Consider the following 21,796-nt stretch of genomic DNA (forward strand, 5'->3'; position numbering starts at 1 on the left):
TCGTAAGGATTCAAGGTTCGTTCCGGCGCCTGCGGAACCTGCCGGGACGGCCGCATGACCGATATGTATACCACGCTCGTGTTCTATCTCGCCTTCGGCGCCATCGCAGGCGTCGCTTCCGGCCTGTTCGGCATCGGCGGCGGCGCCATCATCGTGCCGTTCCTGGTCGGGCTGTTCCCCGGCCAGGGCGTGCCGGAAAGCATCCTCATGATCATGGCGGTCGCCACCTCGCTGGCCACCATCGTGGTGACCTCGGTCTCTTCGCTCCGCGCCCACCACCGCCGCGGCGCGGTGGTCTGGCCGCTGGTGTGGCGGCTGGTGCCGGGGATCGCCCTGGGTACGGTGGCCGGCACGATCGTCGCCGACCATCTGCCCACCCAGCGGTTCAAGCAGTCGTTCGCGGTGTTCCTGATGCTGGTCGCGGTGCAGGTGTACCGGGGCAGGCGCGAAGAAGCGGCGGGCGAAAAGCCCGTCTCGCTCGGCGTGCTGACCGGCGGCGGGCTCGTGATCGGCCTCCTGTCGGCGCTGTTCGGCATCGGTGGCGGCAGCCTCACCGTGCCTTTCCTGCTCCGCTGCCGCCAGAACATCCGCCATGCCGTCGCCATCTCCTCGGCCTGCGGTTTTCCCATCGCCGTCGTCGGCACCCTGAGCTATGTCGTCCTGGGCTGGGACCATCCATCGCTGCCCGCCCACAGCCTGGGCTACATCTACTGGCCCGCCTTCCTCGGCATCGGCGCCGCCAGCGCGCTGACCGCGCCGTACGGGGCGGCGCTGGCCCACCGCCTGCCGATGCAGGGTCTCAAGCGGCTGTTCGCCTCCGTGCTGTTCCTGCTGGGCGCCCGCATGCTGTGGAAATCCGTCGATCCCGCGTGGCTCGGCGCGCTGAACACGGGGCTGGAAACCGCCGCTGCGGCAGTACCGGGGCTGAGATCTTTTCTCGAACCCTGAAAGGCTGGCGGGCCGTTCAGTTCCGCGCCGCAAACACCGTGACCGGCGTCTGGGTCTGGGCCAGCACGAAGCTCACGGGATACTGCCGGTTCGGACCGGCCTGGGCGGCGTTGAATACGTCCACCTTGCTCGCACCGCCGAATTGCAGGTAGATCCGCCGGGCGTCGAGGATCCATGGCAGGGTCAGGCTGATGCGCTCGGTCGGCGCGACGGCGCCCACCTGGGCCAGGCACGGCGGCGTGTCGTCCACCGTGCCGCCCAGTGCCAGACCGGCGTCCAGGTTGGGGCTGGCCGGGAACAGCGAGGCGGTATGGCCGTCGTCGCCCATGCCGAGGATCAGCGCCGCGAACGGGCGGGGCAGGTCGGCGAAGGCTTGGGCCAGGCTCGCCTCGCCCGCCGCCGCGGAAGCATCCCCCGTATACAGGGGAAGGAAGCGCGCCGCCGCCGCCTTGCCCTGCAGCAAATGGGTCTTCACCAGGGCGGCGTTGCTGGCGGGGTCGGTTTCCGGCACCCAGCGCTCGTCGACCAGGGTGACCACGACCCGCGCCCAGTCCAGATCGGCTTCGCGCAGGGCTTCGAACACCGGCACCGGCGAGCGGCCGCCCGAAACGGCCAGGGTGGCCGCCGGAGCCGTTGCCAAGGCGGTGCGCAGATCCTCGGCCACGGCCGCGGCCAAGGCCGGAGCCAGGCTTGCGTTGTCATCGAACCATCGAATCTCGGTCATTTCAGTTTCCCTCGTGCCAGCAAATGCCGTCGCGTTCGAGCAGATCCAGGGAAGCCGCCGGTCCCCAGGTGCCTGCGGCGTAGGGCAACGGTCCCTTCGGATCGTTGGCCCAGGTGTTGAGTATGGGCTCGACCCAGCGCCAGGCCCGCTCCTGTTCGTCCTGCCGCACGAACAGCGCCTGGTTGCCGCGGATGGCATCGAGCAGCAGGCGCTCGTAGCCGCCTTCGGCGCGGCGCACCTTGAACTGCTCGGCGAAGTTCAGGTCCAGCGACACCGGTTGCAGCTCCATCGAATCGCCCGGCTGCTTGGCATACAGATAGAGCCGGATGAATTCGTCCGGCTGCAGCCGGATCACCAGCTTGGCCGGCGCGCAGGCGCCGCTCTTGGGCAGCGGAAAGATCGGGTGCGGGACGTCGTGGAAGTGGACGACGATTTCCGCCAGCCGCTCCGCCAGCCGCTTGCCGGTGAACAGGTAGAACGGCACCCCGGCCCAGCGCCAGTTGGCGATTTCCGCCTTGATGGCGACGAAGGTCTCGGTGTGGCTGCCGGGCGGAATACCGTCTTCCTCCAGATAGCCCGGTACCGCCTTGCCGCCGCAGAGGCCGGCGCGGTACTGGCCGCGCACGGTCTTTTCATGCACGTCTTCTTCGGTGAACGGCACCAGCGATTCCAGCACCTTGAGCTTTTCGTTGCGGATGGCGTTGGAATCGAGGCTGGCCGGCGGCTCCATCGCCACGATACAGAGCAGCTGCAGCAGATGGTTCTGCACCATGTCGCGCAGCGCGCCGGCCTTGTCGTAGAAGCCCGCGCGGGTGCCGATGCCGACGTCCTCGGCGATGGTGATCTGGACGTCGCGGATCCACATCCTTCGCCACAGCGGCTCGAACAGCGCGTTGCCGAAGCGCAGGGCCATCAGGTTCTGCACCGACTCCTTACCCAGGTAATGGTCGATCCGATAGACCTGGTTCTCGTGGAAATAGCGGTCCACGTCGGCGGTGATCGCATTGGCGGAGGCCAGATCATGCCCCAGCGGTTTCTCCAGCACCACCCGGCTGTTGGGGCCGTTGAGACCCTGCCGGGTCAGATGGGCACAGATCGTCGCGAACAGGAACGGCGCGGTGGACAGGTAGAACACGGTCACCGCGGCTGGCGACTTCTTCAGCCGTTCTTTCAGTGGAGCGTACTGCTCGGGCTGGGTGGCGTCGATGCGCAGATAAGCCAGACGCTGGCGGAATGCCGCCCACACCGCCTCGTCCCAATCGGCGGCGGGAATGAACTGGCGGGCCTTTTCGTCCGCCAGCGCGAGGAACGCGTCCTCGCTCAGGTCCTGCCGGTCGACGCAGACGATACGGCCGGCTTCGACCAGCAGGCCGTTCTTGTGGCACTGGTACATCGCCGGCAACAGCTTGCGCGTGACCAGGTCGCCGGCGCCGCCGAAGAACACCATGTTGAACGATTCGGGAAATGGGAGCTGACTCACCGCTGACATCCTCTTGTTATGGCCCCCGCCGATTCGCGGCCGGCAGGGTGCGAGTGACGCGCCGGACCTGCAACGAAGAAAGCCCGGCAAAAATGGTCAATGTTAGTCGCCGCGATAGGGGCTGTCGAGCAATAGCCTTGTCCAATGACACATGAGCCTGAAGGGAGGGCCGTGTTTCCAGTGTGAGGTGAGCCTGGAGGCGGCGAAGTTGGGATCATGGAGAGGTGATCGTGACTTTGCAGACCGCAGGACTTCAAACCCTGGCGCAGGTACGCGCCTTCGTGGAGGGCAATGAGCCCGTTTCTTTCACTCTCACCGACCGCACCGCCGCCCATCTGTGGATGACGGACACGCTCAAGCGCTTTCGCTACATGCACTGCACACGGACCGATAAGGGCCTGCTGCGCCGCTACCTGGCCAAGGTGACCGGGCTGTCCCGAGCCCAGCTGACCCGCGCCATCACTCAGTTCTGCCGCGCGGGTGTCATCGAGGATCGCCGCCGAGCTCCCGCCAAGCCCTTGGCGCGGCGCTACACGGCGGAGGATGTTCGCCTGCTGGCCGAGACGGATGCGCTGCATGGCACGCTCTCGGGCCCCGCGATACGCAAGCTGTGCGAGCGCATGCACCAGGTCTTCGGCGACGCCCGCTTCGAACGGTTGGCGCGAATCTCAAACGGCCACCTCTACAACCTGCGCCAGCACAAGACCTACCGGACTCAGCGCGGCAGCTTCGACAAGACCCGCCCGGTTCATGTCCAGATCGGCGAACGGCGCAAGCCCACACCCCAAGGCAAGCCCGGCTATCTGCGCATCGATTCGGTCCATCAGGGCGATCTGGACGGCATCAAGGGGCTGTATCTGATCCACGCGGTGGATGAAGTCACCCCGTTCCAAGCCGTCTTTGCCACGGCCAAGATCAGCGAGCACTTCCTGGTGCCGGTGCTCACCCAACTCCTCAACAGCTTCCCCTTCACCATCCAGGGGTTTCACACCGACAACGGCTCGGAGTACATCAACAAGAAAGTCGCCAAACTGCTCGAAAAGCTCCGTATCGAACAGACCAAGTCTCGCGCTCGAAAGACCAACGATAATGCCCTGGTCGAATCCAAAAACGGCTCCACCCTCCGCAAACACCTCGGCTACAGCCATATCCCCGGCCGCTTCGCCGCGGCGGTCAATCGCTTCACCAGCGGCATGCTCACCGAGTATCTCAACTTCCACAGGCCCTGCCACTTCCCCACCGAATCGGTCGATGCCAAAGGTAAGCTTCGCAAACACTACCGCTACCAGGACATGATGACGCCCTACGAGAAATGGAAATCCTTGCCCCAAGCCTCCGAATACCTCAAGCCCGGCATCACCTTCCAACCACTGGATGCCATCGCCAACCGATACAGCGATAATGAAGCCGCCCAACGCTTGAATCAGGCTCGGGCTGAACTCTTTCAACTCATCAACCAATCCCAAACCAACGCCGCCTGAACCGCTGCTTCCTCAACCCTCCTTCAGGCTCATCTCTGGATTGGAAAGGACTTGCAATGGGTTACCCAACAGGCCGAAAATCTGGCGGAGAGCGTTTTTTCAACGGGCATTGAGCTCGAAAGCAGCCATTCCGGGATAGTGGACGGATACTTACCCCTTGATATCGAATCGGAGAAAGTTGGACAACCGTTTCGATTCGTTGATCGCATCGTGTGGCACCAGCACAGTCGGTGCCTTGCAATCACAGCCCTTAAAGTTGAGCTTCAACTAATCAAGAAGCAAAAGTCATGTTCGACAGTAGGTGACGCTTTTGCGCCCCGAAAGCTGTTAGCCTGCGTCCGTTTAACAGGTGTCGTCACACCGTCGTCGACAGGCTTGACAAGGCGGCCGGTCGCGTCTTTGAGGCTTGCCGACAGGCTAGCGAACATCTCTTCCTTAGACAGTTTTCGTCCGCCGATCCGCACTACGACTCTCGCCTGTGGCGCCAACAGAGGAGCGACCCCTTCCCACGCTTCCTTCAAAAAGCTCCAGTAGAGTGTTCTGTTGCAATGACGCCCGTCATCCCGAGCTTGGGTGCTTTTGGGCGGTTCGCCCAAGAACCAAAGCCGGAGCCACTGGTCTTCGCGATAATTGGTCGTATCGAGGTAAGGGGGGGACGTGATGATGTCCGTCACCTTGCCTTCCAAATTCGGAAAAGCCATATTCGCTTTGCGGGCATCTGACTCAACGACTTCACCACGGCTTTCTGGCGGCGGCGTTCGAAAACGGAAATCGACCATATTGCGCAAAATAGCGAAAACATCACGGCGCGGAGCGGCGTAGCCATGTTTGACCCACCAGCGCACCGAATAAGCTGGCTTGGTACTAATCGTGCGAGGCATCCGATTGCTGAAATAGTTCGGGCTCCGGTGAGATTCGCCGTGAAGTGCCCCCAGACAAAGAGCAGCAATGAAGCGATCTGTCCTGTCGTTTCGCCAATCCAAATTGGCTCGAAGGAAACGCACTTCTTCATACGTATCTGTATGGAAACAGGCAGCGAAAAATTCAGCCATTTCCTCGCTAAGCGGGAGGGGGGGAAGAATCGATAACGACGCTTCCAGTTCGTCTATTCGAGCAAGCGCCTCGCCCCGGTTCGGTGGGTTGCACTTGGCACCGGTGATGCAGACAGCCACTGGGTGAAGGTCGCAACCTGCGGCCTCCCTCCCATTCAACAATGCCTCGAAAATGGTGGTACCCCGACCGCAAAAAGGATCGAATACCACGCCATTAAAACGAGTCGCAGCAAGATGCTTCGCCACGAAGGTTTCAGGAAACATCGCGAAATAGGGGCAGATGGAATGAAAGCGGTGCCTCATGCGGCTGCCACTCCCCTCGTCGCATATGCCTTCACCCAATCCACCGCTACGGCGAGTTGGTCGAACGCCTCGATAGCGATTCCTTGATCGTGGAGTCCTTGCGCCTCCGCGACGCGATAGGGGACGCGAAGACGATGAAGAACATTGCCCAGTTTGCGGCAGTCATCGAAGAATTTGTCATCGGGGCGGGCAAACGGAATGATGTGGTAGCACAGCATCATCGTCACCGGCTGCTGCCCGAACCAGCGGCTTGGGAACACTTTTTCCAGATGATGGCGAAGCGATTTTTCGTGCCAGTTGTTGCCTGTCGCTACTTGCGCAGCGGCAAGAAGGAAACCCGGCAAACCGTCAGGATGAATACGTGCCGCAAATACATCGATCTGGTCATCCTTAGGACTTTCGGGGACGCCAATCGCGGGCTGGATATCCCCGTCACGAAATACGCTCCAAATCTCGGCAAGCTTCGTGTGAAAAGTGGACTTGTCCGGCCGTGGATGTCCAAATGACCAAGCTCGCCCGTTCACTTCAGCCGCCAACGCCGCTGTTGCGAAATACTGGAAATATTTCCGCAGTTCGACGATTTCTGCGTCTGTAGGATACACAGTCGAGCCATCGAGAATTGGAGAAACAGCCTTCAGATGGGACAACACCAGCGACAGGATATAGGCCGCCTGCCCATATGAAGGTTCCTGGCCAACATATGTCAGGACATCACCGTTCTCGTCCAACGCGAACGGATAGGATGTACCAAGTGCACGGAGTCTGCCATCGATCCTCCTGATCGCACCGGATACGATCTCTTCCCGGTCGGTCATCTCTTCGTCAACGTCGCTATAGTCTTCGTCGGCACCTATCTCTGTCGCATTAATCAGGTCTTTTGTGAATGCTCTCGACTGATCCGAAAAGAAAGCGGTCAATTCCAGATAATCGGCCGCTAGATCAAAATTCGGGTTCTTGGTATCAATTTCATCGTGAGGAAAGTAAAGTTCAATTGCCACTGCCGTCCCCTATGGCATCCTTATATTTTTTCCTCATGCGATCAAAGATAGTCTGCGCAGTCTCGGAAACGTCCTCCGCGATGTTCAAAAGCGATTGGTCGCGTCCGTCATAGCCCCGCAGGCTGTTCGCCGCCTCGCGGAGCGTGCTGCGGGCTCGAATAAGCGCTGCCGAGAGAGTTTCGTCGGCAGGCCGGGTACTCGCGTGAGCTTCCGCCAGCGTGCCGCCTGCACGCAGGATATGGAGACCTTCAGCACTGGCAAGCGTCTCACCAAGGTTCTTGATGTCAGGATTCTGCGACCGAACAACCGGCTCTTTATTATCGTCTTCCTTAGAGCCGTAAATCCACACCAGTACTTCCCGTAGCCGATCCAGCTTGTCGGCAGGAACGGGATCGGGTTGGGGGTCATAGCGTGACCATGCGGTCTCTAACCCCAAGTAGGTCATGTAAGTGGACCGAGAGAGGGCCGTATACAGGTGGGAGAAATTGAACTTCGTGACATTTCGATCCGACAGAGAAAAGATATTCGCGCGCTCTGCTTGCTCCAGAACATAGATCGCGGCCACCATTCTCTTGATGGTGTCATGTCGGTCGCCGATCTTCTCGGAAATTTCCTCCAGTGACACATTGCCGGATTTGTACCACTCGGCCGCGAATTTTGCCTTCGCGTAGGATTCCCACTTCGCCGCCCCGTTGATGTGCTTGAAGCCGATGAACGACCGGGCGGCATCCCGGCCTCGAACGCGATAAACGGAGACCTGCGCAAGCGTCGCCTCTACTTTTGGACTGATCTCGGGCACGCCGATCCTCAGGCGCTCACTCTTGGCGACGGCCTCAACAAGTGCAGGTTCGCGAAAGAGCCTGATCGCTGCGAGCCTGCGGTTGCCTTCGAGTACCGTGAATTTTTGACACGTGAATTTTTGATCGGCAGGGTCAAACCAGACAATCAGCGGCTCGATGTCCAGATAGCCGTTCGCTGCAATCGACTGAAGCAGCTCACCCAATTCCTCTCCGCGATAAAGCTGCGCCACGATGCTTTCCTCTGTCGTGAGCGCACTTGCTCCCACGAGGCGCGGGTTCTCCCGGTCGAGTTTGAGCCAATCGACACTGACCCTTGTCGTGCCCTCAAACGGAACGTCGGTGGGTATCTTGATTGCTGTACTGGTCATTTTTCTTGCTCCAACGTGAGCGTCACGCCGCCGTCGACAAAAGTTGCCCCTGCTTCCTCGAGAACACGTTGGATGTCGCGCACGGTTCGGTCATAAGGTGTCCTCCTCCTCTTCTCGAATTCCGCGATAGTCGCTGGCGCAACATTTGCTTGTCGCGCCAAATCAGCTTGGCTGATGCTCAATCCGGCACGTGCCATACGGCACTGCTCTGGCGTGATGGTCACGTACAAACCACTCCCACAGAAGACAAAAAAGCTACAAGACTAGAAAAATACTATGAAGTTAGTTGATTTATTTGTCTACGCTGCGCGTATACCGAATATCTGAAAGCGTATGTACGCTCATGCCACGGTGCCAGAACGGGAAATTCACCGAAGAAGACAGTGTGTTGCCGTTTCTTGACACTCGTTTCCGGCTTGGCTTAAATGCGAAGGATTTATCCCCGGCGATGGGCGCTTCCCAGCGCCTCCACAGAAGAAGAGCATCAACGACGATATGTTCCTGCACCCCACGCTGGTCGACGTCACCGACCGCATCCGCGCCCGCAGCCACGACCGCCGGGCGGCCTATCTCGAACTCATGCACCGCGCCCGTCAGAAGGGCGTCGAACGCTCCCACATCGCCTGCACCAACGTGGCCCACGCCTACGCGGCGACGCCCACCAACGACAAGCTGGTGCTGAAGGCCGCGACGGCGCCGAACATCGGCATCGTCACCGCCTACAACGACATGCTCTCGGCGCACCAGCCCTACGAGCACTACCCGGAGATCATCAAGGCGGAGGCCCGCCGAGCCGGGGTCACCGCCCAGGTCGCCGGCGGCGTGCCGGCGATGTGCGACGGCGTGACCCAGGGTCAGACCGGGATGGAGCTGTCGCTGTTTTCGCGCGACGTGATCGCGCTGTCCACTGCGGTGGCGCTGTCGCACCACGTGTTCGACGCGGGCCTCTACCTCGGCGTCTGCGACAAGATCGTGCCGGGCCTCCTCATCGCCGCGCTGCGCTTCGGCCATCTGCCCGGCGTGTTCGTGCCGGCCGGCCCGATGGTGTCCGGCATTCCCAACTCGGAGAAGGCCAAGGTCCGGCAGGCCTTCGCCGAAGGCAAGGTCGGCCGCGACGCGCTGCTCGAATCCGAGATGGGGTCCTATCACAGCGCCGGCACCTGCACCTTCTACGGCACCGCCAACAGCAACCAGATGCTGCTGGAGATCATGGGCCTGCAACTGCCGGGCTCGTCCTTCGTCAACCCCGGCACGCCGCTGCGCGACGCCCTGACCCGCGCCGCCACCCGGGTGGCGGCGGAGCTGGCCCAGGACGCCACCGCGCCCGCCCTCTGCCACATCGTCGACGAGCGCGTCGTCGTCAACGCCATCGTCGGCCTGCTGGCGACCGGCGGTTCGACCAACCACACCATCCACCTGGTGGCGATCGCCCGTGCCGCGGGGATCGAGATCAACTGGGACGACTTCAACGACCTCTCCGCCGTCGTGCCGTTGCTGGCCCGGGTCTATCCCAACGGCAAGGCCGACGTGAACCACTTCCACGCTGCCGGCGGCATGGGCTTCCTGATCCGGGAGCTGCTCGATGCCGGTCTGCTGCACGAAGACGTGCAGACCATTCTCGGCCCCGGCCTGCGCCGCTGGGCGGAAGAGCCCTGGCTGGATCAAGGCACCCTGGCCTGGCGCGATGCGCCGGAAAAGAGTCACGACCCGGCGGTGCTCGCCCCGGCGAGCGAACCGTTCAGCCCGGACGGCGGCCTGCGCCTGGTCACCGGCAACATCGGCCGCGGCGTCATCAAGGTCTCGGCGGTGGCGCCGGAAAACCGGGTGGTGCGCGCTCCCGCCATCGTGTTCGAGAGCCAGGACGAGCTGATCGACGCCTTCAAGCGCGGCGAGCTGGAGCGCGATTTCGTCGCCGTGCTGCGCTTCCAGGGCCCCCGCGCCAACGGCATGCCCGAGCTGCACCAGCTCACGCCGGCCCTGGCCTCGCTGCAGGACCGCGGCTTCAAGGTCGCCCTCATCACCGACGGCCGCATGTCCGGCGCTTCCGGCAAGGTGCCGGCGGCGATCCACATCTCGCCGGAGGCCGCCATGGGCGGCGCGCTGACCCTGCTGCGCACCGGCGACACCATCCTGCTCGATGCCGTGCAGGGCAAGCTGGAAGCCGAAGTGCCGGCCGACCGCTGGTCGCTGCGCGAGCCGGTGACGGACGATCTGTCCGGCAACCAGTTCGGCTGCGGACGGGAGCTGTTCAGCGGCTTCCGCCACCTGGCGGATACGCCGGAACGCGGCGCTTTCACCTTCCATTTCGACGACGGCGGCCGCTGAGGCGCGCCTTCCTTAACCGCTTAGGAAAAACTATGACTCTGGATCAGATCATCGACGCCACCAGCGTCATGCCCGTGATGGTGGTGGACCGCCCCGAAGACGCCGTGCCGCTGGCCCGCGCCCTGGTCGAGGGCGGCATCCGCGTGCTGGAAATCACCCTCCGCACCGCCGCCGGCCTCGACGCCGTGAAGGCCATCCGCCGGGACGTCCCGGACGCCATCGTCGGCGTCGGCACCATCGCCACCCCGGCCCAGCTCGAAGCTTCGATCGCCGCCGGCGCCCAGTTCGGCGTCTCCCCCGGCACCACCCCGACCCTGCTCAAGGCGATCGTCGACAGCAAGCTGCCGTTCTTCCCCGGCGTCGCTACCACCACCGAGGTGATGCAGGTGCTCGAAGGCGGCCTGACCGTGATGAAATTCTTCCCCGCGGTGGCCGCCGGCGGCGTCAAGATGCTGGAATCCTTCCGCGGTCCGTTCCCGCAGGTGCGGTTCTGCCCGACCGGCGGCATCAACGCCCAGAACGCCCCGGATTTCTTCAAGCTCCCCAACGTGGTCTGCGTCGGCGGCTCCTGGCTGACGCCCAAGGATCGGGTTGCCGCCGGGAACTGGGCGGACATCACCCGCTTGGCGAAAGAAGCGGCCGCGCTCAAGCCCTGAAGCATCCTGGTGGGGACGGCCCTGCGCAAGCAGACGATTCGACATTCATCGCCCTTGGAGGCGTTGATCGAAGTCACCACACGCTTCAGCTTCCACCCTCTGCATGAAAGGTGATCCGATGCCAGCGACTCCCCATCTCATCCCCAGCCTGGTCCAAGGCGCCGCTTCGGCTATCCAGACCCATGCCGAGGAGGTGACCGCTCTCGATCGGGCGATAGGCGATGGCGATCATGTCCTCAACTTGCAGCGTGGGCTGGACGCCCTGGCGAAGCAGGCCGAAAGTATCTCGGCACTGGACTGGCCGGCGGCTCTGCAGAAAATCGGCATGACCCTGATGTCGTCGGTGGGCGGGGCGTCGGGCTCGCTGTACGGCACGTTGTTCATCGCCATGGGCAAGGCGCTGAAGGATCGGGAGATGAATCGGCCGAATCTGGCCGAGGCGTTCGCTCAGGGCGTGGAGGCAATGAAGGCGCGCGGCAAGGCCGATTTGGGCGAGAAGACCATGCTGGACGTGCTGATTCCGGTGGCGGACGCCCTGAGGTCCGCCGTGGAACGGTCCCTGTCTGTGCCGCAATGGGTGGATGAGGTGAGCCGCGCCGCCGAGGCGGGCATGGAATCCACCCGCGACATGATCGCCACCAAGGGCCGCGCTTCATTCCTGGGGGAGCGCGCCATCGGTCACGTCGATGCCGGCGCCCGCAGCAGCCAGTTGATGATTTCGGCCATCGCCGAGGTCTTGGCCGCAAAATCGCGGTAGGGCGGAACCGTCTTTTTCGGGTTCCGCCGGGTCGAAACGGGTCACTTGGTCGGCGGATCGCCTGTCGGCATCCGCCCTACGGAATCTACGGGATCTGGGCGAGATGCGCGTCTTGACTCCCCCGGCCGCCTCAGCACCCCCAGCGCAAGGCCGCCGTGTGCACCGGCGCGTCCCATAGCCGGAGCATTTCCTCGTCCAGCCGGGTCAGGGTGAGGGAGCAGCCGGCCATGTCCAGCGAGGTGGTGAAATTGCCCACGAGGGAGCGGGCGATGTCGACGGAGCGTCCGCTCCAGTGGCGGTGCGCCAGTTCGTACATCAGATGCAGCTCGATCAGCGGGGTGCCGCCGAAGCCGTTGACGTGCAGCAGCACGGGCTGGCCGGGTTGCGGCTGCAGCTCGTCGTCGATGACGGCGGCGATGTAGTCCACGATCTCGCCGGCGCTGCCCAGCGCCATGCGCTCCCGGCCGCGTTCGCCGTGGATGCCGACCCCCATTTCCATCTCCCGTTCGCCGAGGTCGAACATCGGCTTGCCCAAGGCCGGCACGGTGCAACTGGTCAGGGCGACGCCCATGGAGGCGGTGGCATGGACCACCCTTTCGCCCAGGGCCTTGCAGGCGGCCAGATCGTAGCCGGCTTCCGCCGCCGCGCCGACGATCTTCTCCACCACCGTGGTGCCGGCGATGCCGCGCCGGCCCATGCCCCGGTTTTCGGGGAGCGAGACGTCGTCGTGCACCAGCAGCGAGTCGTGGGGGGCGTCCAGCATCTCCGCGGCGATCTCGAAGTTCATGACGTCGCCGGCGTAGTTCTTGACGATGAACAGGATGCCGCCGCCATGATCCACCGCCTGGGCCGCCGCCAGCATCTGATCCGGCGTCGGCGAGGTGAACACCTCGCCGGGGCAGGCCGCATCCAGCATGCCGAGGCCGACGAAGCCGGTATGCAGGGGCTCGTGCCCCGAGCCTCCGCCCGAAACCAGCGCCACCTTGCCCGGCTTGGCCGGGGCCTTGCGGGAGACGAAGCGGGGCTCGGGGCTCAAATCGACGATATCGGCATGGGCCTTGGCGAAGCCGCGCAGGCTTTCGTCGAGAAAGCCGTCGATCGTGTCGATGAATTTCTTCATGGGGTTCCCTGGGGTTCAATGAAGGGTGCGCTATCCGGCCAGCTTGACCGATTCGCCGCTGGCGGCGGATGCCAGCGCGGCCACGATGGTCCGGCAATTCATCTTGGCATCGTCCAGCGACAGCAGCGGCGGCTTGCCGTTCAGCACACAGTCGGCGAAATGCTCGATCTCCAGCCGGAAATGGTTGGCCACCGGTAGCTGTTCGACGCACTGGCGGCCGTCCTCGGTCCACCACGAGATGACCGGCACGTCGCCCGGATTCTGCCAGGCCGCATGGCATTTCACGCCGCCCAGGGTGCCGGTGATCTCGTACTCCGAGCGCCGCGCGCATTCGAAGCTGATGTCGAAATGGCCGCGCCGGCCGTCGCCGAATTCGATCATGCCGCTGGTGGCGACGTCTGCGCCGCTTTCGACGTATTTCGCCATCGCCGCCACTGCGATCGGGTCCTGTTCGAAGCACAGGCGCAAGGAATGTACCGCATACGGGCCGATGTCCCACATCGCGCCGCCGCCGTGCCATACATCGTGCTCCAGACGGTAACGCCGGGCCGGGCGCATCATGAACGAATAGCTGGCGCGGGCATAGCGCACGTCGCCGATCGCGCCGGAGCGGACGATCTCCAGCACCCGGGCGTGCTGGGGATGGAAGCGGTACATGAAGCCTTCCATGACCGTGACGCCGTGCTCGCGGGCGGCGGCTTCGATTGCCTCGATATCCGCCACTGTCAGCGCCATCGGCTTCTCGCACAGGACGTGCTTGCCGGCCCGGATCGCCCGCACCGCCCATTCGGCGTGCTCGTGATTGGCCATGGGGAGATAGACGGCCTCCACCTCGGCATCGGCGAGCAAGGCTTCGGGCTGGTCGTAGGTGCGCACGCCTTGCTCGTGCGGGGCATATTTGGCCAGGGTTGCCGCGGCGGCGCCGGGGCGCCGGCTGGCGATGGCGATGAGTTCGGAATTGGAGGCTTCGACGATGGCGGGCATCAGGCGCTCGTTGACGCGGGCCGCGCCGAGGATGCCCCAGCGGAGTTTCGATGGCTTGTCCATGGTGGGTCTCCTGATCGCAGGTTCAAGGCGGGGACTCTAGCACAGGACGGCGGCGCCGGCTCGACGTTCTAAATCCATGAAACTCATGAGGTTTTATCGGCGGTCAGGTTTTGACTTCCGCAATCGCTTGGGCCATTCTCCGTTTCGCCAATCCTATAACGAAACATCCGGAGGATATTCCATGACCATCCAAGTAGGAGATCGCCTGCCCGACGGCACGCTCACCGAATGCACCGAGTTCGATCCGGCCACCGCCTGTCCGATGAATCCCAAGGCGCTCGATGTCGGCGAACAGGCCAAAGGCAAGAAGCTCGTGATCTTCGGCGTGCCCGGCGCATTCACCCCCACCTGTTCGGTCAAGCATCTGCCCGGCTTCGTGGCCAACTACGACCGGCTCAAGGCCAAGGGCGTGGATGAAATCTGGTGCATGGCCGTGAACGACGCTTTCGTGATGGCCGCCTGGGGCCGGGAGCAAAAGGCCGGCGGCAAGGTGCGCATGATGGCCGACGGCAGCGCCGACTATGTCAAAAAGCTCGGCCTCGACCGCGACCTCACTGCCAACGGCATGGGCATCCGCTGCCACCGCTTCGCCATGATCGTCGACGACGGCGTGGTCAAATACCTCGGCGTCGAAGCCTCCGGCAAGTTCGAAGTCTCGAATGCCGAGGCCGTGCTGGCGCATCTGTGACCGGGCCGACCGCCCCCAACCCTACGTAAGGAATCCGCCCATGAAAATAGGCATCGCATCCGATCACGCCGGTTTCGACCACAAGGAACAGCTCCGCGCCTGGCTGACCTCGCTCGGCCATGACGTCGTCGACTACGGCTGCTTCAGCGACGAGCGCACCGATTACCCCACCTGGATCCGCCCTTGCGCCGTGGCCGTGGCCCGCGGTGAAGTCGAGCGCGGCATCGTCCTCGGCGGCAGCGGCAACGGCGAAGCCATCGTCGCCAACCGGGTCAAGGGCTGCCGCTGCGGCTACTGCTTCAACGAGGAAACCGCCTACCTCACCCGCTGGCACAACGACGCCAACTGCATCGCCATGGGCCAGCGCATCGTCACTTTGGACATGGCCAAGAAGATCGTGGAGACCTTTCTTTCGACCGGCTTCGAGGGCGGCCGGCACATTCCCCGGATCGTGGCGATCGACGAATAGCTCTAGCGCCGGCCGGGGAATGTCGAAAGGGGGTGAAACCGCAAGGGAGATACTGTCATGAACGTGACGACCGATGGCAAGAAAACGGCACTGATCACCGGGGCTTCTTCCGGGATCGGCGCCGAACTCGCCTGGCTGTTTGCCGCCGATGGCATTGGCTTGGTCCTGGTGGCCCGCCACCGGGATCGTCTGGACGCCCTCGCCGAGCAGCTCAGAAGCCGCCACGGCATCGACGTGATGACCATCGCGGCGGATCTGTCCGAGCCGGAAGCGCCTGCCTCCGTCCACGCTGCCGTGACTGCGGCGGGGATTACCGTCGACTATCTGGTCAATAACGCGGGAGTCGGAGTGCATGGCGGTTTCCGGGATACGCGGCTGGAGGACGAACTGGCGATGATGCGGTTGAACACGGCCGCCGTGGTTCATCTCACCAAGCGGTTCCTGCCCGCCATGCTGATGCGCCGATCCGGCAGGATTCTGAACGTGGCCTCGCTCGCCGCCCTGCAGCCGGGCGGCCCCGGGGCGGCGGCGTATTATGCCTCCAAGGCGTTCGTGCTTTCTTTTTCCGGAGGGCTCGGCGCCGAGCTGCGAGGGTCGGGGGTCAGCGTCACTGCCTTATGTCCCGGCCCGGTCGATACCCGGTTCCAGGAAGCGGGGGATTTCGCCAAGACCCTGCTATACCGCTCCTTCATGACCCGTCGGCCCGAGTCGGTGGCGAAGGCGGGCTATTGCGCAATGCAGCGGGGCCGGATGGTCTGTGTTCCCGGGCTGTTCGCGAAACTTCTCGCGTTTGGCGGGCAGATGGCGCCCCGGCGCCTCACCCTGGCGATCAATGCGATGCTGCTTAGGCCGCGAGGGTGATCTCGAAGCGCACCGCGATGTTGAAAATGTTTTCACGGTGGGAGTAGTCTTTGCGCGGGACCGATGGATCGATCGTCGCCATGCGAATCGCCTTCGGGTTGCCGTTTCAGCCACAGATGGAGAAGACCCATGTTTCTCAAGAAAAAACAGAACGGACATCTGGTCGAAATACTCGGCCTCGGCGATTTGTTCAATCCGATGCACAAGATGGTGCCCGGCCGCCTGCACTACGGGGAGGAGCTGCAGGACCCGGAGAAGTTCGCCAAGTCGGAGTTGGTATTTCCCTCCGGCGAGGATCTGCCCCGCTGCTGGCTCGATCCCCATTATCGCGACAGCGAGCTGAAGAAATAGCTTCCCGCGTTAGCCGGAAGCAAGACGGTGCGCCTGCCGGGTCGTTTCCGGCAGGCGATAGCGGGGGGCGCAGCTCAGTACCCAGTCCACCGCGGTCGGCAGGCTCAGCCGGTGGCCGACCGAGACGTAAACCGGCTGGACGCCCCTGCGGGTCCGCACGACCGCGCCGATGGTTTCTTCCCGGTCGATCAGCGGGATCCAACGTCCCCGTTCCTCCCCCAAGTCTCCATGTGTTCCGACGAGGCGCGTCTTGCCGACGCCGATGGTCGGAATTCCCGTAAGCACCCCGAGATGGCAGGCGATGCCGAAACGCCGCGGGTGCGCGTAGCCGTGGCCGTCCACCAGGATGAGTTCGGGCAGGCGATTCAGCCGCTCCAGCGCTTCGAGCAGCGCGGGCAGCTCGCGAAAGGAAAGCAGGCCGGGAACGTAGGGGAAACGGGTCGGCTGGCGAACGATGGCCTGGTCTGTCAGGCGGAGGCTGGGAAATTCGAGCACGGCGACCGCGGCCCGGGTGGTTCTGCCCTGGTCCTCGAAGCCTACGTCCACGCCGGCTACAGCGCGGATTTCGGCAGGAAGCGCGTCTTCGACCAGCACCAGCGGGCGGAGCTGGGCCTGCAGGTTGGCCGCTTCCTTTGGGCTCAAGTCCCAGCGGTGCTGGTGGCAGAGCGCCAAGCCCATGAATCAGTGCCCGGCCCGCTTGGCTTCGTCCCAGAAGGCATCGAGTTCGGCCAGGCTACAGTCGGCCAGCCGCTTGCCGGTCCGGTTCACGCATTCCTCGATGAATTGGAAACGCCGGCGGAACTTGCGGTTGCCGTTGCGCAGCGCGGTTTCGGCATCCACGTCCAGATGGCGGGCGAGGTTGACCAACACGAACAGCAGATCGCCCAGTTCCTCCCGCACATGCGCCGTATCGCCCGAGGCGACGGCTTGTTCCAGTTCGCCGAGCTCTTCCCGGACCTTGCCGAACACCGCTTCGGCTGAATCCCAGTCGAAGCCGTGGCGGGCCGCGCGCTTCTGCAGTTTCTGGGCCTCCATCAAGGCCGGCAGCGCGGCGGCGACGCCTTCGAGAACGCTGCCGGGGGTTTGGCCGGTTTTCTCCGATTTTTCTTCGAGCTTGGACGCCTCCCAGTAGCGCAGCCGTGCTGTGTCGCTGTCGAAGTCGATGCCGGCGAAGACGTGCGGGTGGCGCCGCTCCAGCTTGTCGGCGATTGCGGCGGCGACGGCTTCGAAATCGAACAGCCCCTGTTCCTCCGCCATCCGCGAATGGAACGCGACCTGCAAGAGCAGATCGCCCAACTCGTCGCGCAGATCGGTGAAATCCCCTCTTTCGATGGCATCGGCGACCTCGTAGGCCTCTTCCAGCGTGTACGGGATCAGGCTGGCGAAGTCCTGCTGGCGGTCCCACGGGCAGCCCGTCTCCGGGTCCCGCAAGCGGGCCATGATCTCGATGAGCCGGCGGGTCTGCTGCACGGTCAGAAGGTGTAGTCGAAGTTTTCGCGGAAGCGTTCCCGGAAGGCCCCGAGCGAGAAGCTGTGATTCTGGGTGCCGGCGGTTTCCACCTTGATCGCGCCCATGAGCGAGGCGATGCGGCCGGTGGTCACCCAGTCCAGGTCTTCGAGCAGGCCGTAGATCAGCCCGGCCCGGTAGGCATCGCCGCAGCCGGTGGGATCGAGCACGGCGGTGGGACGCGCGGCGGGGATTTCATGGCAGGTGCCGGCGGCGTAGATGACCGAGCCGCCGGCGCCGCGCGTGACGATCACGGCATCGACCCGTTCGGCGAGTTGGGCCGGATTCAGGCCGGTGCGCTCCTGCATCAGACGCGCCTCGTAGTCGTTCAGCGTGACCCAGTTCGCCAGTTCCACGAACTTCAGCAGCTCCTCGCCGTCGAACATGGGCATGCCCTGGCCCGGGTCGAAAATGAAGGGGATGCGGGCATCGGCGAACTGGCGCGCATGCTGGATCATGCCGTCCTTGCCGTCGGGTGCCACGATGCCGAGGCGGATGCCGGCATCGGTCGGCACGTCGTTGAGATGGGAGAAGGACATCGCTCCCGGATGAAAGGCGGTGATCTGGTTGTCGTCCATGTCCGTGGTGATGTACGCCTGCGCGGTGTAGCTATCCTCGACCGTGCGGATGTAGTCGCGCCGGATGCCGCAATAGGCCATCCATTGCGCATACGGCCCGAAATCCTTGCCGACGGTGGCCATCGGCAACGGGTCGTGTTCCAGCAGTTTGAGGTTGTAGGCGATGTTCCCGGCGCAGCCGCCGTATTCGCGGCGCAGCTCGGGCACCAGGAAGGAAACGTTCAGGATATGAACCTGATCGGGCAGGATGTGGTGTTTGAAACGGTCCTGAAACACCATGATGGTGTCATAGGCCATGGAGCCGCAGATGAGAGCGCTCATGCCGGTATCGTCCTGCTGTCGTCGGAATTGAACGGTCTAGTGTGCCGAGAGTGTTTCAACGAATCAAGACAAGCAGCCACACGGCGCCGGCCAGGATCAGCGAACTCAGCACCGCCGCGGAGCCGATGTCCTTGGCCCGGCCGGACAGATTGTGCCGCTCGATGCCGATGCGGTCGATCGTCACCTCGACGGCGGTGTTGAGCAGCTCGACGATCAGGACGTTGATCAGCACGCCCACCAGCAATGCCCGCTCGATCCCCGACTGGCCCAACCAGAGGCCGACCGGCACGCCGGCCAGGGCCAGCCAGCACTCCTGGCGAAAAGCCTCTTCGTGGCGCCAGGTGGCGCGGAAGCCGGAGAGAGAATGGACGAATGCGGCGTAGAGGCGGGCAAAGCCCTTGAGATGTTGTCCAGCCATGCAATTTCCTTCAAAAACGGTTGTCACAAGCCAAAGTTGCAATCAGCCACTATCACACACAGAGATTACAGCCGTGTTGTGACGCGATCCTCAAAGGGAACGCGAAAAAGGGCTATGCTAGTTGTCGAGGACGTCACGGCGTGTTTCACCGCCAGGATGATGCCAATCGGCCGGCATTGAACGGGTCTCAGGCCGCGCATCCGTCAGGGAGCGCCCGCTGCCGGCCCAAGAAGTGGAGTGAGCCATGGATACGAAGCGAAGCGGTTGCATGAAAAAGCCAGGTTGGCCGTGGGCCCTGGGCCTGGGTGTTTGGGCTGTTTCCAGTGCTCCGGCTTGGGCGGCCAATGCGTGCACCTTTGAGTACACCATCACGAGCCAGGCGGCGACCACGTTTACCGCCGGGGTGAAGGTGACCAACATGGCCAGCGCGCTGAGCGAATGGACCGTGGCGTGGGACATGCCGAACGGCCAGAGGATCACCAGGCTGTGGAATGGCCGATGGTCGCAAAAGCGATCCGAGGTCAAAGTGCGCAACCTGGATTCCAACCGCGAGGTGGCGAGCGGGGGGATCATCGAGTTTGGATTCGATGCCACCTACGCCGGGGTCAACGGAATTCCCGCCGGCATGACGCTCAACGGGACACGATGCTCGTCGACCCCGACCCCGACCCCGACCCCGACCCCGACCCCGACCCCGACCCCGACCCCGACCCCGACGCCGACGCCGACGCCGACGCCGACGCCGACGCCGACGCCGACGCCGACGCCGACGCCGACGCCGACGCCGACGCCGACGCCGGGCGCGGCGGCGAGTCCGATCGGCATCAACATGACCGGGCTGTCCTACTACGGGACCGAGGTGCCATTCCTGAACCTGTTCAAGCTGTCGGAGCCCTGGCTGACCCAGTGCGACCCTTATCAGGACCCCAACTGCAGTACTTTCGTGGAGCCCGGCGGCAGCGCCTGGAACACGCGGGAGCAGGCCAAGCTGGTGCTGGATTCGAACGGCTATCCGCGTTCATTGCCCGACCCTGGCCAGGGCGCGAACACTGGCACCAACTATACGTCGGTCGCGACCCTGGTTCCCACCGGCCTGAATTCCGCCACCCCAGCGGGACGATTCGTCGTCCTTTATGACGGTGAAGGCACTTTGGCTTACGGTCGCGGCGCGAGCAGGAATTCCTCGCTGTCCTCCCCGGGCCGCGACGTCATCGACGTCTCGACCGATGGGGTCCAGAGCTGGTTCCAGCTCTCCATCAAGGCCACCGATCCCAACAAGACCGGCAATTACCTCAGGAACATACGAGTGTTGCAGGCCGGCGGGGTGTGCAGCAGTGATGCTGCGTCGTATTGCGACCCGTCGGCGGCATCGCCCACTTGCCCAAACTACGGTTCCTGCCAGTCGTTCGAACAAGTTCATGCCGCCCAGCCGTTCGACCCCAGATTCCTCCGCAACCTGGCGGGCTTCAAAGCCGTCCGCTTCATGGCGTTCCAGAACACCAACAACTCGCGGGTCGAACTCTGGGCCGACCGCACCATGCCCGATGACGTGACCTGGGTATCCGACCAGGGCGACGGCGGCCCGGTGGAAATGGCGGTGGCGCTCGGCAATCAGTTGAACGCCGATATCTGGGTAAACGTTCCGACGCATGCGGACGACGACTATGTGCGCAATTTCGCCACCCTGGTAAAGAACACGCTCGCCGCAAGCCGCAAAGTCTACGTCGAATACAGCAATGAAGCCTGGAACGGCGCGTTTTCCGCCGGCAGCTGGATGGAGAACCAGGCCCTGACGCGCTGGCCCAGCGCCGGCGATACGACCTTCGGCAAGCGGCTGCAATGGTACGGCATGCGGACCGCGCAGGTCTGCGACATCTGGAAGGCGGTCTGGGGAACGTCGTTCGGGCGGGTGATCTGCGTCATGGGCGCCCAGGCGGCCAACACCTGGACCGCCAGGCAGTCGCTGGATTGTCCGCTATGGGCGGCGGAAAACGGCGGAACCTCGTGCGTGCAGCACAACATCCGGGCGTTGGCCATCGCGCCCTATTTCGGCTATTACATCGGCTTGCCGGAGAATCAGACGGTCGTGAATGCGTGGACCGGCCAGGCCGACGGCGGGTTGGCCAGCCTGTTCGCCGAACTCCTGCAGGGAGGCTCGTTCGCCAACGGCCCGGCGGGAGGTGCGCTGGAGGACGCCAGGCAGCAGATGTTGCAGAACAAGGCCGTCGCAGCGGAATACGGCCTGGCGCTGATCGCCTACGAAGGCGGGCAGCACCTGGCGGGAGTCGGTGCGGTGGTCGACAACAATGCCGTCACCGACCTGTTCCTGGCCGCCAACCGCGACAGCCGCATGGGCGCGGCCTATGCCCAGCACCTGAACGCCTGGAGCGCCGCGGGCGGCGGACTCTACAACCTGTGGAACAGCGTGGAGCCCTATTCGAAATGGGGGGCTTGGGGACTGCTGGAATACCGCGACCAGGGGACGGCGCCCAAGTACGATGCGGTGAAAAGCATACTGTCGCCATGAGCGCCATTCGAATGAGGG

General features: G+C 63.7%; 22 protein-coding genes. 10 read left to right on the forward strand and 12 right to left on the reverse strand.

All coding sequences use genetic code 11. The features are described 5' to 3' along the window. Window positions 1-54: 54 nt before the first annotated feature. Window positions 55-948, forward strand: a complete 894-nt coding sequence (locus GNH96_RS02490; RefSeq protein ID WP_323848039.1) for a sulfite exporter TauE/SafE family protein — start codon at window positions 55-57, stop codon at window positions 946-948. 16 nt (window positions 949-964) lie between these two features. Here the strand turns inward: GNH96_RS02490 and pgl are convergent, their stop codons facing one another. Both pgl and zwf read right to left on the reverse strand, forming a co-directional pair. Next, window positions 965-1,672 carry a 6-phosphogluconolactonase gene (gene pgl, locus GNH96_RS02495; RefSeq protein WP_169601976.1) on the reverse strand — a complete coding sequence of 236 codons (708 nt, stop codon included), beginning with the start codon at window positions 1,670-1,672 and terminating at the stop codon, window positions 965-967. Between the two features lies 1 nt (window position 1,673). After that, window positions 1,674-3,161: a glucose-6-phosphate dehydrogenase gene (gene zwf, locus GNH96_RS02500; RefSeq protein ID WP_169601978.1), complete on the reverse strand. Its 1,488-nt coding sequence runs from the start codon at window positions 3,159-3,161 to the stop codon at window positions 1,674-1,676. Between the two features lie 221 nt (window positions 3,162-3,382). Between zwf and GNH96_RS02505 the strand changes: the two genes are divergently transcribed. Further along, the gene (locus GNH96_RS02505) at window positions 3,383-4,633 is read left to right on the forward strand and encodes an integrase catalytic domain-containing protein (protein ID WP_223163454.1); all 1,251 of its coding nucleotides are present in this window, start codon (window positions 3,383-3,385) and stop codon (window positions 4,631-4,633) included. Between the two features lie 263 nt (window positions 4,634-4,896). Here GNH96_RS02505 and GNH96_RS02510 read toward each other — a convergent pair whose 3' ends face one another. From GNH96_RS02510 to GNH96_RS02525, 4 genes are read right to left on the reverse strand one after another with little or no spacing between them, the layout of a single operon-like run. Next, on the reverse strand, window positions 4,897-5,988 hold the full coding sequence (locus GNH96_RS02510; RefSeq protein WP_169601982.1) for a DNA methyltransferase: 1,092 nt from the start codon (window positions 5,986-5,988) through the stop codon (window positions 4,897-4,899). After that, window positions 5,985-6,986 carry a hypothetical protein gene (locus GNH96_RS02515; protein ID WP_169601984.1) on the reverse strand — a complete coding sequence of 334 codons (1,002 nt, stop codon included), beginning with the start codon at window positions 6,984-6,986 and terminating at the stop codon, window positions 5,985-5,987. The genes GNH96_RS02510 and GNH96_RS02515 overlap by 4 nt, the downstream gene beginning before the upstream one ends. Further along, the gene (locus GNH96_RS02520) at window positions 6,976-8,154 is read right to left on the reverse strand and encodes a ParB/Srx family N-terminal domain-containing protein (protein WP_223163455.1); all 1,179 of its coding nucleotides are present in this window, start codon (window positions 8,152-8,154) and stop codon (window positions 6,976-6,978) included. The genes GNH96_RS02515 and GNH96_RS02520 overlap by 11 nt, the downstream gene beginning before the upstream one ends. Beyond that, on the reverse strand, window positions 8,151-8,378 hold the full coding sequence (locus GNH96_RS02525) for a helix-turn-helix domain-containing protein (RefSeq protein WP_228720079.1): 228 nt from the start codon (window positions 8,376-8,378) through the stop codon (window positions 8,151-8,153). Before GNH96_RS02525 ends, GNH96_RS02520 begins: the two co-directional genes overlap by 4 nt. A gap of 271 nt (window positions 8,379-8,649) precedes the next feature. On the opposite strand from GNH96_RS02525, the gene edd reads away from it, so the two are divergent. From edd to dhaL, 3 genes are all read left to right on the forward strand, one after another. Further along, the gene (gene edd / locus GNH96_RS02530; RefSeq protein ID WP_169601985.1) at window positions 8,650-10,479 is read left to right on the forward strand and encodes a phosphogluconate dehydratase; all 1,830 of its coding nucleotides are present in this window, start codon (window positions 8,650-8,652) and stop codon (window positions 10,477-10,479) included. 32 nt (window positions 10,480-10,511) lie between these two features. Next, complete coding sequence (locus GNH96_RS02535; RefSeq protein WP_169601986.1) at window positions 10,512-11,135, forward strand: bifunctional 4-hydroxy-2-oxoglutarate aldolase/2-dehydro-3-deoxy-phosphogluconate aldolase; 624 nt, start codon at window positions 10,512-10,514, stop codon at window positions 11,133-11,135. A gap of 118 nt (window positions 11,136-11,253) precedes the next feature. After that, a complete protein-coding gene (gene dhaL, locus GNH96_RS02540) occupies window positions 11,254-11,892 on the forward strand; it encodes a dihydroxyacetone kinase subunit DhaL (protein ID WP_169601988.1) in 639 nt (212 codons plus the stop codon). 130 nt (window positions 11,893-12,022) lie between these two features. Here the strand turns inward: dhaL and dhaK are convergent, their stop codons facing one another. Both dhaK and GNH96_RS02550 read right to left on the reverse strand, forming a co-directional pair. Next, complete coding sequence (dhaK, locus tag GNH96_RS02545; protein ID WP_169601990.1) at window positions 12,023-13,012, reverse strand: dihydroxyacetone kinase subunit DhaK; 990 nt, start codon at window positions 13,010-13,012, stop codon at window positions 12,023-12,025. Window positions 13,013-13,042: 30 nt separating this feature from the next. After that, window positions 13,043-14,059 (reverse strand): Gfo/Idh/MocA family protein, encoded by a 1,017-nt coding sequence (locus GNH96_RS02550; protein ID WP_169601992.1) that lies wholly within the window; start codon window positions 14,057-14,059, stop codon window positions 13,043-13,045. A gap of 181 nt (window positions 14,060-14,240) precedes the next feature. Between GNH96_RS02550 and GNH96_RS02555 the strand changes: the two genes are divergently transcribed. The 4 genes from GNH96_RS02555 to GNH96_RS02570 all read left to right on the forward strand — a co-directional run bounded on the left by GNH96_RS02555 (window position 14,241) and on the right by GNH96_RS02570 (window position 16,428). Next, window positions 14,241-14,747, forward strand: coding sequence for a peroxiredoxin (locus GNH96_RS02555; RefSeq protein ID WP_169601994.1), 507 nt, complete (start codon window positions 14,241-14,243; stop codon window positions 14,745-14,747). 40 nt (window positions 14,748-14,787) lie between these two features. Further along, window positions 14,788-15,216: a ribose 5-phosphate isomerase B gene (gene rpiB / locus GNH96_RS02560; RefSeq protein ID WP_169601996.1), complete on the forward strand. Its 429-nt coding sequence runs from the start codon at window positions 14,788-14,790 to the stop codon at window positions 15,214-15,216. A gap of 57 nt (window positions 15,217-15,273) precedes the next feature. Next, on the forward strand, window positions 15,274-16,077 hold the full coding sequence (locus GNH96_RS02565; RefSeq protein WP_169601998.1) for an SDR family NAD(P)-dependent oxidoreductase: 804 nt from the start codon (window positions 15,274-15,276) through the stop codon (window positions 16,075-16,077). A 129-nt stretch (window positions 16,078-16,206) separates the two neighbouring features. Then, complete coding sequence (locus GNH96_RS02570; protein ID WP_169601999.1) at window positions 16,207-16,428, forward strand: acetyltransferase; 222 nt, start codon at window positions 16,207-16,209, stop codon at window positions 16,426-16,428. Between the two features lie 9 nt (window positions 16,429-16,437). On the opposite strand, the gene nfi is transcribed toward GNH96_RS02570, so the two are convergent. Genes nfi through GNH96_RS02590 form a run of 4 tightly spaced genes read right to left on the reverse strand, consistent with a single transcriptional unit; the run spans window position 16,438 to window position 19,251 of the window. Beyond that, complete coding sequence (nfi, locus tag GNH96_RS02575; protein ID WP_169602001.1) at window positions 16,438-17,106, reverse strand: deoxyribonuclease V; 669 nt, start codon at window positions 17,104-17,106, stop codon at window positions 16,438-16,440. A gap of 3 nt (window positions 17,107-17,109) precedes the next feature. Beyond that, a complete protein-coding gene (gene mazG, locus GNH96_RS02580) occupies window positions 17,110-17,898 on the reverse strand; it encodes a nucleoside triphosphate pyrophosphohydrolase (RefSeq protein ID WP_169602003.1) in 789 nt (262 codons plus the stop codon). 2 nt (window positions 17,899-17,900) lie between these two features. Further along, window positions 17,901-18,833, reverse strand: coding sequence for a carbohydrate kinase family protein (locus tag GNH96_RS02585; RefSeq protein ID WP_169602005.1), 933 nt, complete (start codon window positions 18,831-18,833; stop codon window positions 17,901-17,903). A 55-nt stretch (window positions 18,834-18,888) separates the two neighbouring features. Further along, window positions 18,889-19,251, reverse strand: a complete 363-nt coding sequence (locus GNH96_RS02590; RefSeq protein WP_169602007.1) for a diacylglycerol kinase — start codon at window positions 19,249-19,251, stop codon at window positions 18,889-18,891. Window positions 19,252-19,519: 268 nt separating this feature from the next. Between GNH96_RS02590 and GNH96_RS02595 the strand changes: the two genes are divergently transcribed. Beyond that, window positions 19,520-21,778, forward strand: a complete 2,259-nt coding sequence (locus GNH96_RS02595; RefSeq protein ID WP_228719983.1) for a cellulose-binding domain-containing protein — start codon at window positions 19,520-19,522, stop codon at window positions 21,776-21,778. The last annotated feature ends 18 nt before the right edge of the window (window positions 21,779-21,796 follow it).

Source organism: Methylococcus geothermalis (assembly GCF_012769535.1).
Lineage (GTDB): Bacteria > Pseudomonadota > Gammaproteobacteria > Methylococcales > Methylococcaceae > Methylococcus > Methylococcus geothermalis.